Annotated in this window: 17 protein-coding genes; 8 read left to right on the top strand and 9 right to left on the bottom strand. The window is 63.6% G+C overall.

Going from position 1 to position 18,240, the window contains the following annotated elements; genetic code table 11:
• Positions 1-31 precede the first annotated feature (31 nt).
• Complete coding sequence (locus tag APH44_RS14830; RefSeq protein WP_054893364.1) at positions 32-703, bottom strand: methionine ABC transporter permease; 672 nt, start codon at positions 701-703, stop codon at positions 32-34.
• Complete coding sequence (locus APH44_RS14825; protein ID WP_054893363.1) at positions 703-1,710, bottom strand: methionine ABC transporter ATP-binding protein; 1,008 nt, start codon at positions 1,708-1,710, stop codon at positions 703-705. Before APH44_RS14825 ends, APH44_RS14830 begins: the two co-directional genes overlap by 1 nt.
• A 224-nt stretch (positions 1,711-1,934) precedes the next feature.
• Between APH44_RS14825 and katE the strand changes: the two genes are divergently transcribed.
• Entirely contained in the window at positions 1,935-4,079 is a 2,145-nt protein-coding gene (gene katE, locus APH44_RS14820; protein ID WP_054893362.1) for a catalase HPII, read from the top strand.
• A 130-nt stretch (positions 4,080-4,209) separates the two neighbouring features.
• Here the strand turns inward: katE and APH44_RS14815 are convergent, their stop codons facing one another.
• The 4 genes from APH44_RS14815 to zur all read right to left on the bottom strand — a co-directional run bounded on the left by APH44_RS14815 (position 4,210) and on the right by zur (position 7,076).
• Positions 4,210-4,917, bottom strand: coding sequence for a PA5502 family lipoprotein (locus APH44_RS14815; RefSeq protein WP_054893361.1), 708 nt, complete (start codon positions 4,915-4,917; stop codon positions 4,210-4,212).
• A gap of 128 nt (positions 4,918-5,045) precedes the next feature.
• Entirely contained in the window at positions 5,046-5,828 is a 783-nt protein-coding gene (znuB, locus tag APH44_RS14810; RefSeq protein WP_054893360.1) for a zinc ABC transporter permease subunit ZnuB, read from the bottom strand.
• On the bottom strand, positions 5,821-6,594 hold the full coding sequence (gene znuC / locus APH44_RS14805) for a zinc ABC transporter ATP-binding protein ZnuC (RefSeq protein WP_054893359.1): 774 nt from the start codon (positions 6,592-6,594) through the stop codon (positions 5,821-5,823). The genes znuB and znuC overlap by 8 nt, the downstream gene beginning before the upstream one ends.
• Positions 6,591-7,076 (bottom strand): zinc uptake transcriptional repressor Zur, encoded by a 486-nt coding sequence (zur, locus tag APH44_RS14800; RefSeq protein WP_054893358.1) that lies wholly within the window; start codon positions 7,074-7,076, stop codon positions 6,591-6,593. Before zur ends, znuC begins: the two co-directional genes overlap by 4 nt.
• 18 nt (positions 7,077-7,094) lie before the next feature.
• Between zur and APH44_RS14795 the strand changes: the two genes are divergently transcribed.
• Positions 7,095-8,048 carry a zinc ABC transporter substrate-binding protein gene (locus APH44_RS14795; RefSeq protein WP_371105625.1) on the top strand — a complete coding sequence of 318 codons (954 nt, stop codon included), beginning with the start codon at positions 7,095-7,097 and terminating at the stop codon, positions 8,046-8,048.
• An 80-nt stretch (positions 8,049-8,128) separates the two neighbouring features.
• Here APH44_RS14795 and APH44_RS14790 read toward each other — a convergent pair whose 3' ends face one another.
• Positions 8,129-9,079 carry a homoserine kinase gene (locus tag APH44_RS14790; RefSeq protein ID WP_054893356.1) on the bottom strand — a complete coding sequence of 317 codons (951 nt, stop codon included), beginning with the start codon at positions 9,077-9,079 and terminating at the stop codon, positions 8,129-8,131.
• Between the two features lie 72 nt (positions 9,080-9,151).
• The gene (locus APH44_RS14785; protein WP_054893355.1) at positions 9,152-9,439 is read right to left on the bottom strand and encodes a DUF2782 domain-containing protein; all 288 of its coding nucleotides are present in this window, start codon (positions 9,437-9,439) and stop codon (positions 9,152-9,154) included.
• Between the two features lie 75 nt (positions 9,440-9,514).
• Here APH44_RS14785 and polA point away from each other — a divergent pair, with 75 nt between their 5' ends.
• Positions 9,515-12,262: a DNA polymerase I gene (gene polA, locus APH44_RS14780; protein ID WP_054893354.1), complete on the top strand. Its 2,748-nt coding sequence runs from the start codon at positions 9,515-9,517 to the stop codon at positions 12,260-12,262.
• A 359-nt stretch (positions 12,263-12,621) separates the two neighbouring features.
• On the opposite strand, the gene yihA is transcribed toward polA, so the two are convergent.
• Positions 12,622-13,254 (bottom strand): ribosome biogenesis GTP-binding protein YihA/YsxC, encoded by a 633-nt coding sequence (gene yihA, locus APH44_RS14775; RefSeq protein WP_054893353.1) that lies wholly within the window; start codon positions 13,252-13,254, stop codon positions 12,622-12,624.
• A gap of 181 nt (positions 13,255-13,435) precedes the next feature.
• On the opposite strand from yihA, the gene APH44_RS14770 reads away from it, so the two are divergent.
• From APH44_RS14770 to APH44_RS14750, 5 genes are all read left to right on the top strand, one after another.
• Positions 13,436-13,738, top strand: a complete 303-nt coding sequence (locus tag APH44_RS14770) for a cytochrome c5 family protein (protein WP_054893352.1) — start codon at positions 13,436-13,438, stop codon at positions 13,736-13,738.
• Positions 13,739-13,769: 31 nt separating this feature from the next.
• On the top strand, positions 13,770-14,387 hold the full coding sequence (locus APH44_RS14765) for a cytochrome c (protein WP_054893351.1): 618 nt from the start codon (positions 13,770-13,772) through the stop codon (positions 14,385-14,387).
• Between the two features lie 166 nt (positions 14,388-14,553).
• Positions 14,554-15,186 carry a thiol:disulfide interchange protein DsbA gene (dsbA, locus tag APH44_RS14760; RefSeq protein ID WP_054893350.1) on the top strand — a complete coding sequence of 211 codons (633 nt, stop codon included), beginning with the start codon at positions 14,554-14,556 and terminating at the stop codon, positions 15,184-15,186.
• An 11-nt stretch (positions 15,187-15,197) separates the two neighbouring features.
• Positions 15,198-16,052, top strand: a complete 855-nt coding sequence (locus tag APH44_RS14755) for an endonuclease/exonuclease/phosphatase family protein (protein ID WP_054893349.1) — start codon at positions 15,198-15,200, stop codon at positions 16,050-16,052.
• 79 nt (positions 16,053-16,131) lie between these two features.
• Positions 16,132-18,183, top strand: coding sequence for a GGDEF domain-containing protein (locus tag APH44_RS14750; protein ID WP_054893348.1), 2,052 nt, complete (start codon positions 16,132-16,134; stop codon positions 18,181-18,183).
• Positions 18,184-18,240 lie beyond the last annotated feature (57 nt).

The following is an 18,240-nucleotide window of genomic DNA, read 5'->3' as shown; positions in this document are numbered from 1 at the left end:
GAATGGGACGGCCGGGCGGACCCTGTTAGGCTTACTTACGGGAAAAATGTACGACCAGCTTGTCGCCGACGCTCTGCAGAATCTGCACCAGTACCAACAGCAGTACCACCGTGACGATCATTACGTCGGTCTGGAAACGCTGGTAGCCGAAGCGGATGGCCAGGTCGCCGAGGCCGCCCGCGCCGACCACACCGGCCATCGCGGTGTAGGACACCAGGGTGATGGCGGTGACGGTGATGGCCGCGAAGATGCCCGGACGGGCCTCCGGCAGCAAGGCGTTGGTGATGATCTGGCGGGTGGTGGCGCCCATCGACTGGGTGGCTTCGATGATGCCGCGGTCCACCTCGCGCAGTGCGGTCTCGACCAGGCGCGCGAAGAATGGCGTGGCGCCCACGACCAGTGGCGGAATGGCACCGGCCACGCCCAGCGAGGTACCGGTGATCAGCACGGTGATCGGAATCATCACGATCAGCAGGATGATGAACGGCAGCGAACGCAGGATGTTGACGATCAGCGACAGCAGCGCGTAGACGCCCTTCTGCTCGAACATCTGCCGGGGCCCGCAGAGGAACAGCAGCACGCCCAGTGGCAGACCGAGCAGCACCGTGAACAGCAGCGAGCCGAACAGCATGATCAGGGTGTCGCCGGTGGCGAGGGAAATCTCGGCCCAGTCGACGTTGGCGAAGAAATTCAGGGCGTCCATCAGCGCAGGACCTCCATGTGTACGTCAGCCGCCTTGAAGCGGTCAAACGCTGCGTCGATGTTGCCGCCGGTGACGGCGAGGGTCAGTTGGCCGTAGGGGACATCCTTGATGCGGTCGATACGGCCGGCCAGGATGCTGTAGTCCACCCCGGTCTCTCGGGCCACGGTACCCAGCAGCGGCGCGTAGGTAGCGTCGCCCTGGAACGTCAGGCGCACGATGCGGCCCGGCACGTGGGCGAAGTCGTCGCGCTGCTCGCCCTCGTCGACCTGCTCGTCTTCCTGTACGAAGCGCTTGGTGGTCGGGTGTTGCGGGTGCAGGAACACGTCCGCCACCGGCCCCTGCTCGACGATCACCCCGGCGTCCATCACCGCCACGCGGTCGCAGACTCGGCGGATCACATCCATCTCGTGGGTGATCAGCACGATGGTGAGCTTCAGCTCGCGGTTAATCTCGGCCAGCAGTTGCAGCACCGAGGCGGTGGTCTGCGGGTCGAGGGCGCTGGTGGCCTCGTCACACAGCAGGATTTTCGGGTTGGTCGACAGCGCCCGGGCGATGCCCACGCGTTGTTTCTGGCCGCCCGACAGTTGTGCCGGGTATTTTTTCGCGTGGTCCGACAATCCGACGCGGGCCAGCAACTGGCTGACGCGCTTGTCGATCTCTGCGCGCGACAGCTCGCCGGCCAGCACCAGTGGCAGGGCGACGTTGTCTGCGACGGTTTTCGAGGCGAGCAGGTTGAAGTGCTGGAAGATCATGCCGACCTGCTGGCGGAAGCGGCGCAGCTGGTTGGCGTCGAAGGCGGTGACGTCTTCGCCGTCGACGATGATCTTGCCGCCGGACGGCGCTTCGAGGCGGTTGATCAGGCGCAGCATGGTGCTCTTGCCAGCGCCGGAGTGGCCGATCAGGCCGAACACCTGGCCATTTTCGATGGTCAGGCTGGTCGGATTCAGGGCGGGGATGTCCCTACCGGCGACGCGGTAGGTCTTGTGCACACGTTGGAACTCGATCACGTAGCGAACCTTGTGGGGCGCATGGAAATTGGGGGCAGCGGTGAGCTGCGGTGGCGCATTTTAGCCTTTTCCCATAGTTGTTCTTAGCATTTATTTCGTAATCGACCAATCGATCCGGCATAACGCGACAACCGGTAATCCCGATGGAACGCTTGGCGAAACGGTCCAGTCATTACTTCTACAAGCCCGAACGGGCAGCCTGAAGACTGATGAGGAGAGCCAAGATGTCGAGCAACAGGACGGATGCGCCCAAGCAGAGCGAACTGGCCGGTACCCAGACGCCCGACCGCGCCAACACCAATGCCAAGCTGCAGAGCCTCGAACAGGACCGTAACGACGCCACCGGCCAGGCGTTGCGTACCAACCAGGGCGTACGTATCGCCGACAATCAGAACACCCTCAAGGCGGGCGCGCGCGGGCCTTCGCTGCTCGAAGACTTCATCATGCGCGAGAAGATCACCCACTTCGACCACGAGCGCATCCCGGAGCGCATCGTGCACGCCCGAGGTACCGGTGCCCATGGTTATTTCCAGAGTTATGGCGATCACAGCGCCCTGACCAAAGCCGGCTTCCTGCAGGATGCCGAGAAGATCACCCCGGTGTTCGTGCGTTTCTCCACGGTGCAGGGGCCGCGTGGCTCAGGTGATACAGTGCGTGATGTCCGTGGATTTGCCGTCAAGTTCTATACCGATGAAGGCAACTTTGACCTGGTTGGCAACAACATGCCGGTGTTTTTCATCCAGGATGCGATCAAGTTTCCCGACTTCGTCCACGCGGTGAAGCCTGAGCCGCACAACGAAATACCAACCGGCGGCTCGGCCCACGATACGTTCTGGGACTTCGTTTCGCTGGTGCCCGAGTCGGCGCACATGGTGATGTGGGCCATGTCCGACCGCGCCATTCCGCGTAGCCTGCGGATGATGGAAGGCTTCGGTGTGCATACCTTCCGGCTGATCAACGCCGAGGGCGTAGCCAATTTCGTCAAGTTCCACTGGAAGCCGCGCCAGGGCGTGCACTCGGTATTGTGGGACGAAGCGCAGAAGCTGGCGGGCAAGGACACCGACTACCATCGCCGCGATCTGTGGGAGGCCATCGAGACCGGTGACTATCCCGAGTGGGAACTGGGCGTGCAGATCGTGCCGGAGGAAGACGAGCACAAGTTCGACTTCGATTTGCTCGACCCGACCAAGATAATTCCCGAAGAACTGGTGCCGGTGACGCCGCTGGGCAAGATGGTGCTCAACCGCAATCCGGACAACTTCTTCGCCGAAATCGAACAGATCGCCTTTTGCCCGGGGCATATCGTGCCGGGCATCGACTTCACCAATGACCCGCTGCTGCAAGGCCGGCTGTTCTCTTACACCGACACGCAGATCAGCCGCCTGGGCGGTCCGAACTTCCACGAGATCCCGATCAACCGGCCGGTGGTGCGCAATGACAACAATCAGCGCGATGCGATGCACCGTCACACCATTCACAAGGGCCGCGCCGCCTACGAGCCCAACTCGATCGATGCTGGCTGGCCGAAAGAAACCCCAGCAGCGCCGCAGGACGGTGGCTTCGAGAGCTACCAGGAGCGCGTCGACGCGCACAAGATTCGCCAGCGCAGCGAGTCGTTCGGCGATCACTTCTCGCAAGCCCGGCTGTTCTTCCACAGCATGAGCGACACCGAACAACAGCACATCATCAAGGCCTACAGCTTCGAGCTGGGCAAGGTCGAGCGCGAGCATATTCGTGCGCGAGAGGTTAATGAGATTCTGGCCAATATCGACCTGAAGCTTGCGGCGGCGGTCGCGCAGAATCTTGGTTTGCCGGCGCCCAACAGCGGGACGGTCAAGGGTAAGGAGTCGAAACTCAAGGCGTCGCCGGCCCTGAGCCAGATGAATCATCCGGGCGATGTGGGCATCAAGGGGCGCAAGATCGCGTTGCTGGTGGCCAATGGCGTGGATGACGAAAGCGTCGACAGGCTGGTCAAGGCGCTGGAGGCTCACAGCGCACGCCCTATGCTGCTGGGGCCAACCTCGGCGCCGGTGAAGACCTCTGGCGGCAAGGCGCTGGCGGTGGATGCTTCAATGGAAGGCATGCCCTCGGTCATGTTCGACGGGGTCCTGGTGCCCGCTGGCAAGGCCTCGCTGGATGCACTGGCGGCCAGCGGGGTGGCCAAGCACTTCCTGCTCGAGGGCTACAAGCACCTCAAGGCGATCGCTCTGGCCAATGATGGCAAGGCGCTCCTGGGGGCGCTGGGGCTCAAGGAGGACAAGGGGTTGCTGCTTGGGGATGACCAGAAGACCGTGGAAGCTTTCGTGAAGGCGGTCGAAGGGCACCGGGTATGGGAGCGGGAGGCCGCTGCAGAAGCGATTCCGGCTTGATGCCGTAGCATCTGTTCGCGGGTAAACCCGCTCCCACAGGTTATGTACGCATCTGTGGGGGCGGGTTTACCCGCTGAGATATCGACGCATCTGTGGGATCGGGTTTACCCGCGAAGATGTCGACGCTGTCTCAGCGCTGATGCGGCACCAGCACCACTTGTGCTGGCAATGCCCGCTGGATCTCGTGCTTCTGCTTCAGCGCAAAGTCCGCATCGATCCGCTTCACCCGCTTCTGCAGCAGGGTCTTGAGCCACGGTGCATCCTGGGTGCGTGGCACCTGGAACACCACTTCGCACTGGTAATTCACCACATCGGCGGCGATGTTATCCAGTTGCTTGCGCATGGCTGCAATGTCCGTGGTTTTCAGTGCAATCACCGTGCTCGGTGCCGCCGGGTCGATGACCCGTGCCTGTGGCTTGGATTCTGCAGCCTTCAGCGCGGCTTCAGCCTTGTCCAGCTCGGCCTGGCGAGCATGGGCGACGGCATCACCGCCGGTCAGCGCGGGTGCCTGGGGCATCAGTGCACGGGCACGGGCCAGCGCAGTGGCGGCCGCATTGACGTCGCCTTTCTGCAGGACGATCTGGCTGCGTTGCAGGTAGGCTTCGGCGATCTGGCGCTGGTATTGCTCGATACGCGCATCGTTCGGCGACTGTGCCTGCAGGTTGGCGAGCTGGTCTTCGGCAGTGGCCAGCTCGTTGCTGGCGATGTTCTGTTGCAACTGCTGCCAGGCGTCCGGCTGCGCAGGCGCGACCGGCTGCTCGACCGGGGCACTGGAACAGGCGGCCAGTAACAGGGAAAACGCGGCAACAAGCAGATAACGGGAGGCGAACGGCTTCATTCCTGCGACTCTCTATTTGCGCAAAAAGCGAGCAAGTCTACACCCAGGTGCGCACGCTCGAAAACAAGTCTTACAGACCCTTTACGGGCGCAAAGGTTGCAGGGTGCGTCAATGCGCACCCTGAAATTTCAGCGCTTGGGCAATGCCAGGCTCAGCAAGAATAGCACTGCGGCACAGACCACGATCGATGGACCAGCAGGCGTATCCTTGAACCAGGACATCGCCAGCCCCCCGCAAACCGCTGCCACGCCCAGCAAGCTGGCGCCCAGGGCCATCTGCTCGGGCGAGCGCGCGTGACGCTGTGCCGCAGCGGCCGGGATGATCAGCAGCGAGGTGATCAGCAGCACGCCGACGATCTTCATCGCCACTGCGATCACCACCGCGATCAGCAGCATCAGCGCCATACGCAGGGCCGCCACTGGCAGGCCCTCGACCATCGCCAGCTCCTCGTGCACGGTGATTGCCAGCAGCGGGCGCCAGAGCACCGCGAGCAAGCCCAGCACCAGCACGCTGCCGCCGAGAATCCATGAAAGGTCGGTGGTACTGATCGCCAGCAGATCACCGAACAGGTAGGCCATCAGGTCGATGCGCACATCGTGCATGAAGCTCAGCACCACCAGTCCAAGCGACAGGGTGCTGGGTGCGAGGATGCCGAGCAGGGTGTCGGAGGCCAGCGGCTGGCGCTGTTGCAGGGTCACTAGCAGGATCGCCAGCAGCAGGCAGCCGATCGTTACCGCGAGCGTGGGGCTGACGTCCAGCACGAAGCCCAGCGCCACGCCCAGCAGCGCGGCATGGGACAAGGTGTCGCCGAAATAGGCCATGCGCCGCCAGACCACGAAGGAGCCCAGTGGGCCGGCCACCAGCGCCAGGGAAAGACCGGCAAGCAAGGCGTACAGAAGAAAATCAGCCATGCTTGCAGTGCTCTCCGTGAACATGGGCGCCAGGGGCGATCACCGCGCCGTGCAGATCGTGGCTGTGATCGTGATGGTGGTGGTAGACCGCAAGGCTTGGAGCGTTCTGGCCGAACAGCTCGACGAAGGCCGGGTCGTTGCTGACCTGCTCCGGGTGCCCGGAGCAGCACACGTGGCGGTTCAGGCAGACCACCTGGTCGGTGGCGCTCATCACCAGGTGCAGGTCGTGGGAGACCATCAGCACACCGCAGCCATGGCGGTCGCGCAGGCGGGTGATGAGGTTGTACAGCTCGGTCTGGCCAACCACGTCGACGCCCTGTACCGGTTCGTCGAGCACCAGCAGTTCAGGCTCGCGCAGCAGCGCCCGCGCCAGCAATACCCGTTGCATCTCGCCCCCGGAGACCGTCTGGATCGGGCTGTCGATGACGTGTTCGGCGCCCACCTCCTGCAATGCCGACAACGCCGCGGCGCGATCCACGCCCGGCACCAGGCGCAGGAAACGCAGTACCGAAAGCGGCAGGGTGGCGTCTACCTGGATCTTCTGCGGCATGTAGCCGATGCGCAGGCGCGGCTTGCGCCAGACCTTGCCACTGTTCGGCTTGAGCAGACCGAGCACGGCGCGCACCAGTGTGGTCTTGCCGGCACCGTTGGGGCCGATCAGGGTGACGATCTGGCGTGGTGCTACCGACAGGTCGATGCTGTCGAGCACCGCTTCGCCGCCAAAGGTGACGCCGACCTGCTCCAGGCGGATCAGCGCGTCGCTCATGCGGCGCCCCGGCAGTTACTGCAAAGGCCGACCACTTCGACGGTCTGGGTGTCGACGGCAAAGCCCACGGCCTTGGCACTGGCGACGATGGCGCCGCTGATGCTCTCCTGCTCCAGTTCGATGGCCACGTGGCATTCGCGGCAGATCAGGAACTGGCCCTGGTGCTTGTGTTCAGGGTGACTGCAGCCGATGAAGGCGTTGAGCGAGGCGATGCGGTGCACCAGGCCGTTCTCGAGCAGGAAGTCCAGGGCGCGGTACACGGTCGGTGGTGCGGCGCGGCGGCCGTCCTGTTCGCTGAGCACGGCGAGGATGTCGTAGGCGCCCAGCGGCTTGTGGCTTTGCCACACCAGCTCCAGCACACGGCGGCGCAGCGCGGTCAGGCGCAGACCCTGGCGGACGCACAGGGCGTCGGCTTCGGCCAAGGCGCTGTGGACGCAATGGGAATGATCGTGGGGACGGTGAGCCAGCGGCGTGATTGACATGGGCGGCGACGGTTATCGATGGAGACGTTATTATGTTACCTGTTTCTGACGAGCCGAGTATCCACTGTGTCCCGATTCCTTGCTCTCTTTGTCGCTTTCATCACCTTCTCGGCCCAGGCCGACGTGCGTGTGCTGACCAGCATCAAGCCCCTGCAGCAGATCGCTGCCGCGGTTCAGGACGGTGTTGGCAGCCCCGAAGTGCTGCTGCCGCCCGGCGCCTCGCCGCACAATTACGCCTTGCGCCCATCCGACGTACGGAAGGTGGGCGATGCCGACCTGCTGTACTGGATCGGACCGGACATGGAGAGCTTCCTGCCGCGCGTGCTGAAAAACCGCAGCAAGCCGACCATCGCCGTGCAGACGCTGGCGGACATGAAGCTGCGTCGTTTTGGCGAGGACAGCCACTCGCATGAAGAAGACCACGACGATCACGACCATGACCACCAGCCTGGATCGCTCGATGCGCACCTGTGGCTGTCATCGGTCAATGCTCGGGTGATTTCGGCGAAAATGGCCAGCGACCTGGCGGCGGCGGATCCGGCCAATGCGGCGCGCTATCAGGCCAACCAGAAGGCCTTCGTCGAGCGTCTGGACGCGCTCGACCAGCGGATCAAGGCCCGTGTGGCCGGCATTGCAGGCAAGCCTTACTTCGTGTTCCACGAAGCGTTCGATTATTTCGAAGCCGAGTACGGGCTGCGTCATACCGGCGTGTTCAGCGTCGCCGCCGAAGTGCAGCCGGGTGCCCAGCATGTCGCGGCCATGCGCAAGCGTCTGCAGGAAGTTGGCCCGACCTGCGTGTTCAGCGAGCCGCCGATCCGCCCGCGCCTGGCCGAAACACTGGTGGCCGGGCTGCCGGTGACCTTGGCGGAGCTGGATGCACTGGGTGGGAACGATCCGGTGGATGGCAAGGGCTACGAGCGTTTGTTGGAGAAGCTGGGCAACGACCTGGTGGGTTGCCTGGAGCATCTCTAGCGGCTGACCCGGCCCTATCGCGGGGCAAGTCGCAGCGGCAGTTCGCCGCTGCGACTTGCCCCGCGATAGGGCCGCCGCGCTTACAGCGCGAATGGCAACTTCAAAGCCACCTGCTGACGCTGCACCAAGCGCACCTCGAACTCGCTCGGATCATGGATCGTAACGTCCATGCCGGCGAAGTCCCGCGCCGCGATCAGGCGCGACAACCAGAAGCGTACGCAACCCACGCGCAGCATCACCTGCCACAGCTCTGCCTCGGCTGCAGTGAACGGCCGCAGCGCCGCGTACGCCCCCAGCAGCGCCTGGGCGCGCGGCAGATCGATGCCGCCGTCGGCGTCCAGGCACCAGTCGTTTATGGTGATGGCGATGTCATACAGCATCGGCCCGGAGCAGGCGTTGTAGAAGTCGATCAGCCCGGTCAGGTGGGTGCCTTCGAACATCACGTTGTCGCGGAACAGGTCGGCGTGCAGGTTGGCCCTGGGCAGTGCCAGGATCTGCGCCTTGTGCGCGGCGATTTCGTCCAGTGCGGGTTGCAGCAGCTGCGCCTGTTCGGTGCTCAGGCCCGGCAGCAGGTCGGCGCCTGAGGCCAGCATCCAGTCCAGGCCCCGATCGGTGCGGCGCTCGATGATGCGCTCGCGGGTCGCCAGGTGGATATGCGCCAACAGCTCGCCAACCTGGGCGCAGTGTTGGTTGTTCGGCGCCTTGACGTGCTTGCCCGACAGCCGTGGCTGCAGCAGTGCCGGCTTGCCGCACAGTTCGCGCAGGCCCTTGCCGTCGCGATCGCGCACAGCATAGGGAACGGGCATGTCGGCGTCATGCAGGACGTCGAGCAGTTCGATGAAGAACGGCATGTCTTCGGCCGGCCCCCGCTCGATCAGCGTCAGGACGAATTCCCCTTTTTCCAGGCTTACGAAGAAATTGCTGTTTTCGGTTCCGGCGGCAATGCCCTGGAAGTCGAGCAGACGGCCCAGCTCGTACGGCGCCAGAAAGGTTTCCAGCTCAGGCCGGGACACAGGGGTGAAGACTGACATGTTGAAAAGTTGCCCATACGGGCACCTCCTGGAGGAGGTGCCTGGTTGATAAGAACGATACGCGTTACTAGCTTACCATTCGAAGATTTTCCAGGACGGAATCAGCATGTCCGGCTGGTCGGATCGAATGAAATTGCCATCGGAGCCATCGGCGCGTACCAGGAAATAAGGCTTGCCGTTTTTCGGCGTGATCTTGATCGCATACAGGAAACCGTTCTGGCGGTACTCCTGGATGGTTCTGTCGCCTTCCGTGCGAATGGTCACATCGGGATCTGCCGATGGGGCGTCGTCCGCCGCCAGCGTAATGACCGGCATGGTGGCCAGCAGGCTGAGCAGTAACAGGCGAATGGGTGTACGCATGATAACCTAAGTCCTTTTGTCGTCACTGATCCGGCTATTCTAGCTCCGGACCCGTCGAAAAGGTTGATTCTCCTCATGAGCCAAGCGCCTCTCGTCCTGGTGGACGGTTCGTCCTACCTCTACCGCGCCTTTCACGCCCTGCCGCCGCTGACCACCTCCAAAGGCATGCCCACCGGCGCGGTCAAGGGCGTGTTGAACATGCTCAAGAGCTTGCGCAAGCAGTACCCGGACAGCCTGTTCGCGGTGGTCTTCGACGCCAAGGGCGGCACTTTCCGCGACGCCATGTTCGCCGAGTACAAGGCCAACCGCCCGAGCATGCCCGACGATCTGCGTGTGCAGGTCGAACCGTTGCACGCCAGCGTCAGGGCCCTGGGCTACCCGCTGCTGTGCGTCGAGGGTGTCGAGGCCGACGACGTGATCGGTACCCTGGCCCGCAGCAGTGCGGCAGCCGGGCGTCCGGTCATCATCTCGACCGGCGACAAGGACATGGCGCAACTGGTAGACGGCCATATCACCCTGGTCAACACCATGACCGGCACGGTGCTCGACGTGGCAGGCGTGCACGAGAAGTTCGGCGTGGGCCCTGAGCACATCATCGACTTCCTGGCCCTGATGGGTGACAAGGTCGACAACATCCCCGGTGTTCCGGGGGTCGGCGAGAAGACCGCAGTGGGCCTGCTGACCGGTATCGGTGGCGGTCTGCGTGACCTGTACCAGAACCTCGACAAGGTTCCGGGCCTGGCCATTCGCGGCGCCAAGACCCTGCCGGCCAAGCTCGAGGAGCACCGCGACGCGGCGTTCCTGTCGTATGAGCTGGCGACCATCAAGGTCGATGTCGAGCTGGATGTCCAAGTCGATGCCCTGGTATGCGGCGAGCCGGACCGCGAAGCATTGCTGGCGCTGTACACCGAAATGGAGTTCAAGAGCTGGATCGCCGAGGTACAGCGCGACGCCGCCCGGGAGGGTGACACCATTGCTCCGGTCGAGGAGCCTGCGGCCCAGGTCGAGGCGAAATACGAAACCATCCTCGACCAGGCGCGTTTTGATGTCTGGCTCGAGAAGCTGCGCCAGGCGCCGCTGTTCGCCTTCGACACCGAGACCACCGGCCTGGATGCCCAGCGTGCGGAGCTGGTCGGCCTGTCGTTCGCGGTCGAGCCCCATGAAGCGGCCTATGTGCCGCTGGCCCACGACTACGAAGGTGCTCCGACGCAGCTGGACCGCGACGCGGTGCTAACGGCGCTCAAGCCGCTGCTGGAAGACCCGGCCAAGGCCAAGGTCGGGCAGAACGCCAAGTACGACATCAATATCCTGGCCAACGCTTCGCTGCCGATCCAGATGCGCGGCGTGGCCTATGACACCATGCTCGAGTCCTATGTGCTCGACTCCACTGCTACGCGCCACGACATGGACAGCCTTGCGCAGAAATACCTCGACCACAGCACCATTGCGTTCGAGGATATTGCTGGCAAGGGCGCCAAGCAGCTGACCTTCAACCAGATCCATCTGGACAAGGCTGGACCGTACGCCGCCGAAGATGCCGATATCACCCTGCGCCTGCACCACGCACTGCAGGCACGCCTGGCGAAAACCCCCAGCGTGCAGCCGGTGCTGATGGATATCGAGATGCCGCTGGTGCCGGTGCTGGCCAGGATCGAGCGCCAGGGCGCGCTGGTCGACGCTGCGCTGCTCAAGGTGCAGAGCGGTGAGCTGGGCGTGAAGATGGCCGAGCTCGAACGTCGGGCGTTCGAGCTGGCGGGCGAGGAGTTCAATCTGGGCTCACCCAAGCAGCTGGGGGTGATCCTCTATGACAAGCTGGGCATGCCGGTACTGAGCAAGACCGCCAAGGGCCAGGCCTCCACGGCCGAAGCCGTGCTCGCGGACCTGGCCGCCGAAGGCTATCCGCTGCCAACGGTGCTGATGGAATACCGCTCGCTGAGCAAGCTCAAGAGTACCTACACCGACAAGCTGCCGGAGCAGATCAACCCGCGTACCGGGCGTATCCACACCTCCTACCAGCAGGCGGTGGCCGCCACCGGGCGCTTGTCGTCCAGCGACCCGAACCTGCAGAACATTCCGGTACGCACTCCCGAAGGCCGACGCATCCGCCAGGCCTTCGTCGCCAGCCCCGGCTACAAGCTGCTGGCCGCGGACTACTCGCAGATCGAACTGCGCATCATGGCCCACCTGGCCAAGGATGAAGGCCTGCTGCATGCCTTCCGCAATGACCTCGATGTGCACCGCGCGACGGCCGCGGAGGTATTCGGTGTGGCGCTGGAGGCCGTCACCAATGACCAGCGCCGCAGCGCCAAGGCCATCAACTTCGGCTTGATCTACGGCATGAGCGCCTTCGGTCTGGCCAAGCAGATCGGCGTCGACCGCAAGCAGTCGCAGGACTACATCGACCGTTACTTCGCCCGCTATCCCGGCGTGCTGGCCTACATGGAGCGCACCCGCACCCAGGCCGCCGAGCAAGGCTTCGTCGAGACGCTGTTCGGGCGGCGCCTGTATCTGCCGGACATCAATGCGAAGAACCCGGCCCTGCGCAAAGGCGCCGAACGCACCGCGATCAACGCGCCGATGCAGGGCACCGCGGCCGATATCGTCAAGCGCGCCATGGTCGCGGTAGACAACTGGCTGAACGACAGTGGCCTGGATGCACGGGTGATCCTGCAGGTGCACGACGAACTGGTGCTGGAGGTGCGTGAAGACCTGGTCGAGCAGGTGAAGGCCGAAATTCGCCCCTACATGAGCAACGCCGCGCAGCTCGATGTGCCGCTGTTGGTCGAGGTCGGCGTTGGTTCGAATTGGGACGAAGCTCACTAAACGGCGTGGCGAAGAGGAGTAGGATCTGTGGCGTAGTGTCGCGGATCCGCAGGGTGGGCTCCTCGCCCCCGGTTCTGAAGTTTCATGAAACTATCGCAAATAGTTTTCAAGGCTTCGGAACTAAACCGGTGAACCGGAACTCAGAGTAACTGAATGGCTGGTGAAGCCTTTCGATGCTCCTATGTTGTGTTAAGTGTTGGCAGATATCTGGACCCCGCCCTAGCGGTCCGGACTTGGACCCCGAACTTCCCCCTCCCCATATGAAGTCCGGGGTTTTTTTTGCCCGGAATTTGCCTCATGGCTGCTGGAGAAGCTTGTGGCAGCGGACCAGCCCGCCGCCACAGCGTGCAGGTGGATCTTCAAGCCACCGGCTTGTCTTCCAGCTCCATCCAGTCCGCCAAGACCCGATAGGCCTCTTCCAGCCCCTGGCGCTTGGGTGCCGAAAACAGCTGGATGGACGCCGCGTCGCCCCAGCCCTTGCGAATTTCCGACTGCACCTTGAGCAGGGTGTTCTTGCCCGCGCCGTGAGTGAGCTTGTCAGCCTTGGTCAGCAGGATGTGCATGGGCATGCCGCTGGCCTTGGCCCAGTCGAGCATCATCTTGTCGAAGTCGGTCATCGGGTGGCGCACGTCCATCAGCAGGATCACGCCGCGCAGGCATTCGCGCCCGCCCAGGTAGGCCTCCAGGTGTTTCTGCCAGTGCTGCTTGAGCGGAATCGGCACTTTCGCATAACCGTAACCTGGCAGGTCGACCAAACGCCGTTCATCGTCCAGACTGAAGAAATTCAACAGCTGGGTGCGCCCCGGGGTCTTGGAGGTACGCGCCAGGCTGGCATGGGTCAGGGTATTGAGGGCGCTGGACTTACCGGCGTTGGAGCGGCCGGCGAAAGCCACCTCGTAGCCCTGGTCTTCCGGGCATTGTTCGACCTTGGCAGCGCTGAGGGCGAATTTGGCTTTCTGGCAGAGGCCGAGGATGGGGTTCTTGACTTGCATGGGATATCCGATGTGGGTGTTGCCTGATCCAGGCCGCGTTTCCGTTTGGAGGGCGGAAGTATATAATGCCCCAGTTTTTGTGTGCTCATTCTCCCAGCGAAGGAGGACGAGCATGGGGTGTCGATCACTAGCTCGCGCATCAGAACGCAGCGCGGCCCCCAACCCTGTCAGGTCGTTCCGCATGGCGAAATGGCTGCTGGCGGTCGGTATGTTCCAGCCGTTTTTCAGCGCACAGGCTACACAGGATCCCGAGGCGTTGTACAACCGCACATGTGCGGCCTGTCACGCCGGTCAGCTGCCACAGGCCCCCAGGAAGGGCGATGCGGCGGCCTGGGAACCGAGGCTGGCGCGAGGTGTGGATGTACTGGTGGCGCATGTTACCCAGGGTTTCAAGGCTATGCCGCCGCGTGGATTGTGCATGGACTGCAGTGCCGAGGACTACCGATTGGTCATCCTTTGGATGAGTGGCAGTCCCGATACATAACATTTCACCCTTAGCCGTGTTGGATTAGCTGATGAACAAACTATTCGTGAGTCTGCTGTTGACCATGGGTGTCGCAGGTGCGGCCACTGCTGCCGACCCCATCAAAGGCGATGCCGCTGCCGGCCAGGCGAAGACTGCGGTCTGTGGTGCCTGCCATAACCCTGACGGCAACAGCCTGGCGCCGAACTTCCCGAAACTGGCCGGCCAGGGCCAGCGCTACCTTGAGAAGCAATTGCACGACATCAAGTCGGGCAAGCGCACGGTGCTGGAAATGACCGGCATGCTGGCCGCCTTCAATGACCAGGACCTGGCCGATATCGCCGCTTACTTCGCCAGCCAGAAAGGCAGTGTCGGCGCGGCAGATCCCAAGCTGGTCGAGCGTGGACGTGCGCTGTTCAACGGCGGTGACCTGGAGAAAGGCATGCCCGCCTGCACCGGTTGCCACTCGCCTAACGGCGCAGGCATTGCCCTTGCCGGCTTCCCTCACCTGAGCGGCCAGCACTCGCAGTATGTCAGCAAGCAGCTCACCGACTTCCGTGAAGGTAATCGCACCAACGATGGCGATGCCATGACCATGCGCACCATCGCCGGCAAGCTGAGCAACAAGGATATCGAGGCGTTGGCCAGCTATATCCAGGGGCTGCATTGAGGCGAGCGTTAACACTCGGTTAATGCAACATCGCTAAACATGAAAAGGGTGGCGTAGGCCGCCCTTTTTTATGGTCCCAGCCGTTACACTACAGAACTCGAGCCCTTCATGGCCTGTCACAGCATAGGTCGTGTCGAGGCGACCATTGATTGCTCAGGAGTAAAGCATGCGTAAACTGATTCTCAGCGCTGCGCTGGTCGCCGCCAGCGTATTCGGTATGGCCGCGGTGCAGGCCGCCGAGCCTGTGGCGGGCAAGGAATATATCGAGCTGAGCAACCCGGTCCCGGTCTCGCAGCCAGGCAAGATCGAAGTCGTCGAGCTGTTCTGGTACGGCTGCCCGCACTGCTACCACTTCGAACCCACCATCAATCCCTGGATCGACAAGCTGCCGGCCGACGTCAACTTCAAGCGCGTCCCGGCCATGTTCGGCGGCCCTTGGGATGCCCACGGCCAGATGTTCCTGACCCTCGAAGCCATGGGCGTCGAGCACAAGGTTCACGCCGCGGTCTTCGACGCCATCCAGAACCAGCGCAAGCGTCTGACCGACCCGAACGACATGGCTGAATTCCTCGCCACCCAAGGCGTGGACAAGGACAAGTTCCTCGCTACCTTCAACTCGTTCGCCATCAAGGGCCAGGTCAACCAGGCCAAGGAACTGGCGAAGAAGTACGAAATCACCGGCGTACCGAGCATGGTGGTCAACGGCAAGTACCGCTTCGACCTGGGTACCGCTGGCGGGCCGGAAGGCGTCCTGAACGTAGCCGACCAACTGATCGCCAAGGAGCGTGCCGCTAAGTAAGCGGCGCAGCCATGGCCCGCTTGCGTAACACGCGAAGTGTTGGCCTGCACCAGCCGCGGGTCAACGAACATCATCTGCAGGCGCCAGGCCTGCCGGAGGATGGTCGCCTGCGGCTGCTCAGCTTCAATATCCAGGTCGGCATCAGCACCGAGCGCTATCGCCACTACCTGACCCGCAGCTGGCAGCACCTGTTGCCGCATACCGGGCGGGCCGGCAACCTGCAGAAGATCGGCGACCTGCTCGCTGATTTCGACCTGGTTGCCCTGCAGGAAGCCGACGGCGGCAGCCTGCGTTCGGGCTACGTCAACCAGGTCGAGCACCTGGCCCAGCTCGGTGCCTTCCCCTACTGGTATCAGCAGCTCAACCGCAATCTCGGGCGTTTCGCCCAGCACAGCAACGGCGTGCTCAGCCGGCTCAAGCCCCAGCACCTTGAAGACCATCCCCTGCCCGGTCCGGCCGGTCGTGGGGCGATCCTGGTGCGTTTCGGCGAAGGCGAGGACGCGCTGATCGTGGTGATGATGCACCTGGCGCTCGGCGCCAAGACCCGTGCCCTGCAACTCGGGTATATCCGTGAGCTGATCGGCGGCTACCGCCATCAGATCCTCATGGGCGACATGAACACCCACGCCAACGACCTGCTCGAGCGCTCGCCCCTGCGCGACCTCGGACTGATCGCCCCACAGGTCGAGGCGACCTTCCCCAGCTGGCGTCCGCAACGCTGCCTGGATCACATCCTGCTCAGCCCGAGCCTGACGCTTGAACGAGTCGAGGTGCTGTCGCAGCCGATTTCCGACCACCTGCCTGTGGCGGTCGAGATCCGATTGCCGGATGCCTTGACTGTGGATACCCTGCCGGTCGTGCGCTGACACACTCAAGAGTTCGCGCTTCGCGCCGAAATCCAGTAATCACATACCCTCTGATGCTATTACCGTTGCGGATCCAGGCATGACCGACGAAGCCGAGCGCTGGAAAGAAAAATATCTAAAAAGCATCGAACGGCAGGAAAAGCTCGAGCGTCGCTGGGAAGCTCGCCTCGACTTGCTGCGCCGTGGCCTGGTCCGCAGCACGCTGGCCGCCGAGGGTAGCGACAAGGTCGTCGACCAGTGCATGAAGGAGATGCGCGAGGTCATCCGCAGCGACAGCATGGACGCGGGGCTCGCCGGGCTTATCCCACGACTGGAAAAGGCCGTGCTCGAGTCGGAGCAGCGTCGCGAAACGCGGATGAACCAGGTCAGCGATGCGCTGACCTCGCTGGTTTCCCAGTTGCAGGGGCTTGAGCTGCCCGGCGACGTTTCCCGTCCGCTCAAGAAGTTGGCCAAGAAGCTCGACGGCGGTGTCAGCCAGTCGCGTGAGTTGCCGCCGCTGCTTGGCGAGCTCAGCGGTCTGCAGGGGCGGGCGCTGTCGTCGCTGCGCAAGGCGACCGAAGAGGCCCGGCCAGGCTTCCTGCAACGCTTGTTTGGCGGTCGCGAAGAGGGTGCTCAGGCCGAAGCGCCGGAGCCGGAGCACGAACCGGCACCCTCGCGCGCAACGTCCCAGGGCCAGGCCGTCGAGCCAACGGGCGAACCGTTGCCTGCGCGCGAACCTGAGCCACGATCCCCAGCCCCAGCCCCAGCCCCGAGCCCAGCCTCTGCGGCACACAGCACGATCGATGCTGATGAACTTGAGCCTCTGCCTGCGGCGCCCCGCTCTGTCGAGCCCGCCCCCGAGGCCCCGGCGCCGGTTGCGCAATTGGCCGGTGCTGCCGAGACGGTGGAGCCAGTTGACGACGCCCGCGAGTCGGCGAACATTGTCGAATCCGAGCCAGTCGCTCCCCCCGCCGAGTCCGAGCCTGTCGAGCCGGAGCCCATCGCCGACAGCACACCAGCGGACGAAGCCCCCGCCACCGAGCCCCCGGAAGAACAACCAGTCGGTGAAGACGGCCCTTACGCCCTGCCTGATGCCGTCGAGCCGCCCTACAGCCAGGTCGCCGCGCACATCGAGGAAACCCTGATCGGCCTGCTCGACGACCTGAGCCTGCCGGAGCGCCACAAGGCCCAGGCCCTGGAAATGCGCGAGCGGGTGGCGCGCGGGCTGAACTGGTACGAGCTGATCCCGGTACTGGACGACCTGGCCGTGCTGATGCTGGCAATCAACGACAGCGGCCAGCATGAGTTCGAAGCCTACCTGCAGCAGATCAACGAGCGCCTGGAGACCTTCCAGAGCCACCTGCAGGAGGCCAGCGAGGGCCACGCCGACAACAGCACTGCCGCTCGCGAGTTGGACAGTCAGCTGCGTGAACAGGTCGATGGCCTGCAAACCAGCGTCCAGGGCGCAGTGGACATCGACAGCCTCAAGCACCTGCTGGACAACCGGCTCGAGGGCCTGCTGGTCACCATGGATGACCACCAGCACGAACGCGACCGCCGTGAGCAGGAGCTGGCCGGACGCCTGCAAGGCCTGGCCGAGCGAGTGGCGAGCATGGAGCAGGAGGCGCTTGGCTACCGTGAGCACCTGGAAGAACAGCGGCAGAAAGCACTGGTCGATCCGCTGACCGGGCTGCCCAATCGCGCCGCCTGGAGCGAACGGGTCGAGCGCGAGCTTGCCGACTGGCAGGAGAATGGCGGCCACCTGGCCATGGCCATCCTCGACCTCGATCATTTCAAACGCATCAACGACGGCTATGGCCACCTGGCTGGCGACAAGGTGCTGAAGATCGTTGCCGACCAGTTGCGCAAGCGCTTGCGCGGGCGCGACTTCATCGCCCGCTTTGGTGGCGAGGAGTTCGTCCTGCTGTTGCCCCAGACATCTCCCCCCGCAGCGCTGCAGGTCGCCGAAGCGCTGCGTGCGGCGATCGAGGCCTGCCCGTTTCACTTCAAGGGCGAGCGCGTGGTGATCACCACGTCCATCGGCGTCAGCGCCTTCCGCTCCGGCGAGCGTGGCGACCAGGTGCTCAAGCGTGCGGACGAAGCGCTATACCGCGCCAAGGACCAGGGGCGCAATCGCGTCGAGCAAGGGTAGCAAGTACCGCTAAGCAACCCCTGTTGCTTTCGACACGGGTCGTGCGCTCAGTCCGCT

This window comes from Pseudomonas sp. NBRC 111143, from assembly GCF_001320965.1.
Classification (GTDB): domain Bacteria; phylum Pseudomonadota; class Gammaproteobacteria; order Pseudomonadales; family Pseudomonadaceae; genus Aquipseudomonas; species Aquipseudomonas machongensis.
The sequence above is the reverse complement of the archived record's forward strand: the minus strand, read 5'-3'. Positions and strand labels throughout refer to the sequence as shown.

Excerpts from the sequence above, each read along its gene's own strand:
- APH44_RS14830 (WP_054893364.1), bottom strand. The coding sequence starts at position 703 with ATGGACGCCCTGAATTTCTTCGCCAACGTCGACTGGGCCGAGATTTCC.
- katE (WP_054893362.1), top strand. The coding sequence starts at position 1,935 with ATGTCGAGCAACAGGACGGATGCGCCCAAGCAGAGCGAACTGGCCGGT.
- APH44_RS14815 (WP_054893361.1), bottom strand. The coding sequence starts at position 4,917 with ATGAAGCCGTTCGCCTCCCGTTATCTGCTTGTTGCCGCGTTTTCCCTG.
- znuB (WP_054893360.1), bottom strand. The coding sequence starts at position 5,828 with ATGGCTGATTTTCTTCTGTACGCCTTGCTTGCCGGTCTTTCCCTGGCG.
- znuC (WP_054893359.1), bottom strand. The coding sequence starts at position 6,594 with ATGAGCGACGCGCTGATCCGCCTGGAGCAGGTCGGCGTCACCTTTGGC.
- zur (WP_054893358.1), bottom strand. The coding sequence starts at position 7,076 with ATGTCAATCACGCCGCTGGCTCACCGTCCCCACGATCATTCCCATTGC.
- APH44_RS14795 (WP_371105625.1), top strand. The coding sequence starts at position 7,095 with ATGGAGACGTTATTATGTTACCTGTTTCTGACGAGCCGAGTATCCACT.
- APH44_RS14790 (WP_054893356.1), bottom strand. The coding sequence starts at position 9,079 with ATGTCAGTCTTCACCCCTGTGTCCCGGCCTGAGCTGGAAACCTTTCTG.
- APH44_RS14785 (WP_054893355.1), bottom strand. The coding sequence starts at position 9,439 with ATGCGTACACCCATTCGCCTGTTACTGCTCAGCCTGCTGGCCACCATG.
- polA (WP_054893354.1), top strand. The coding sequence starts at position 9,515 with ATGAGCCAAGCGCCTCTCGTCCTGGTGGACGGTTCGTCCTACCTCTAC.
- yihA (WP_054893353.1), bottom strand. The coding sequence starts at position 13,254 with ATGCAAGTCAAGAACCCCATCCTCGGCCTCTGCCAGAAAGCCAAATTC.
- APH44_RS14770 (WP_054893352.1), top strand. The coding sequence starts at position 13,436 with ATGGCGAAATGGCTGCTGGCGGTCGGTATGTTCCAGCCGTTTTTCAGC.
- APH44_RS14765 (WP_054893351.1), top strand. The coding sequence starts at position 13,770 with ATGAACAAACTATTCGTGAGTCTGCTGTTGACCATGGGTGTCGCAGGT.
- dsbA (WP_054893350.1), top strand. The coding sequence starts at position 14,554 with ATGCGTAAACTGATTCTCAGCGCTGCGCTGGTCGCCGCCAGCGTATTC.
- APH44_RS14755 (WP_054893349.1), top strand. The coding sequence starts at position 15,198 with ATGGCCCGCTTGCGTAACACGCGAAGTGTTGGCCTGCACCAGCCGCGG.
- APH44_RS14750 (WP_054893348.1), top strand. The coding sequence starts at position 16,132 with ATGACCGACGAAGCCGAGCGCTGGAAAGAAAAATATCTAAAAAGCATC.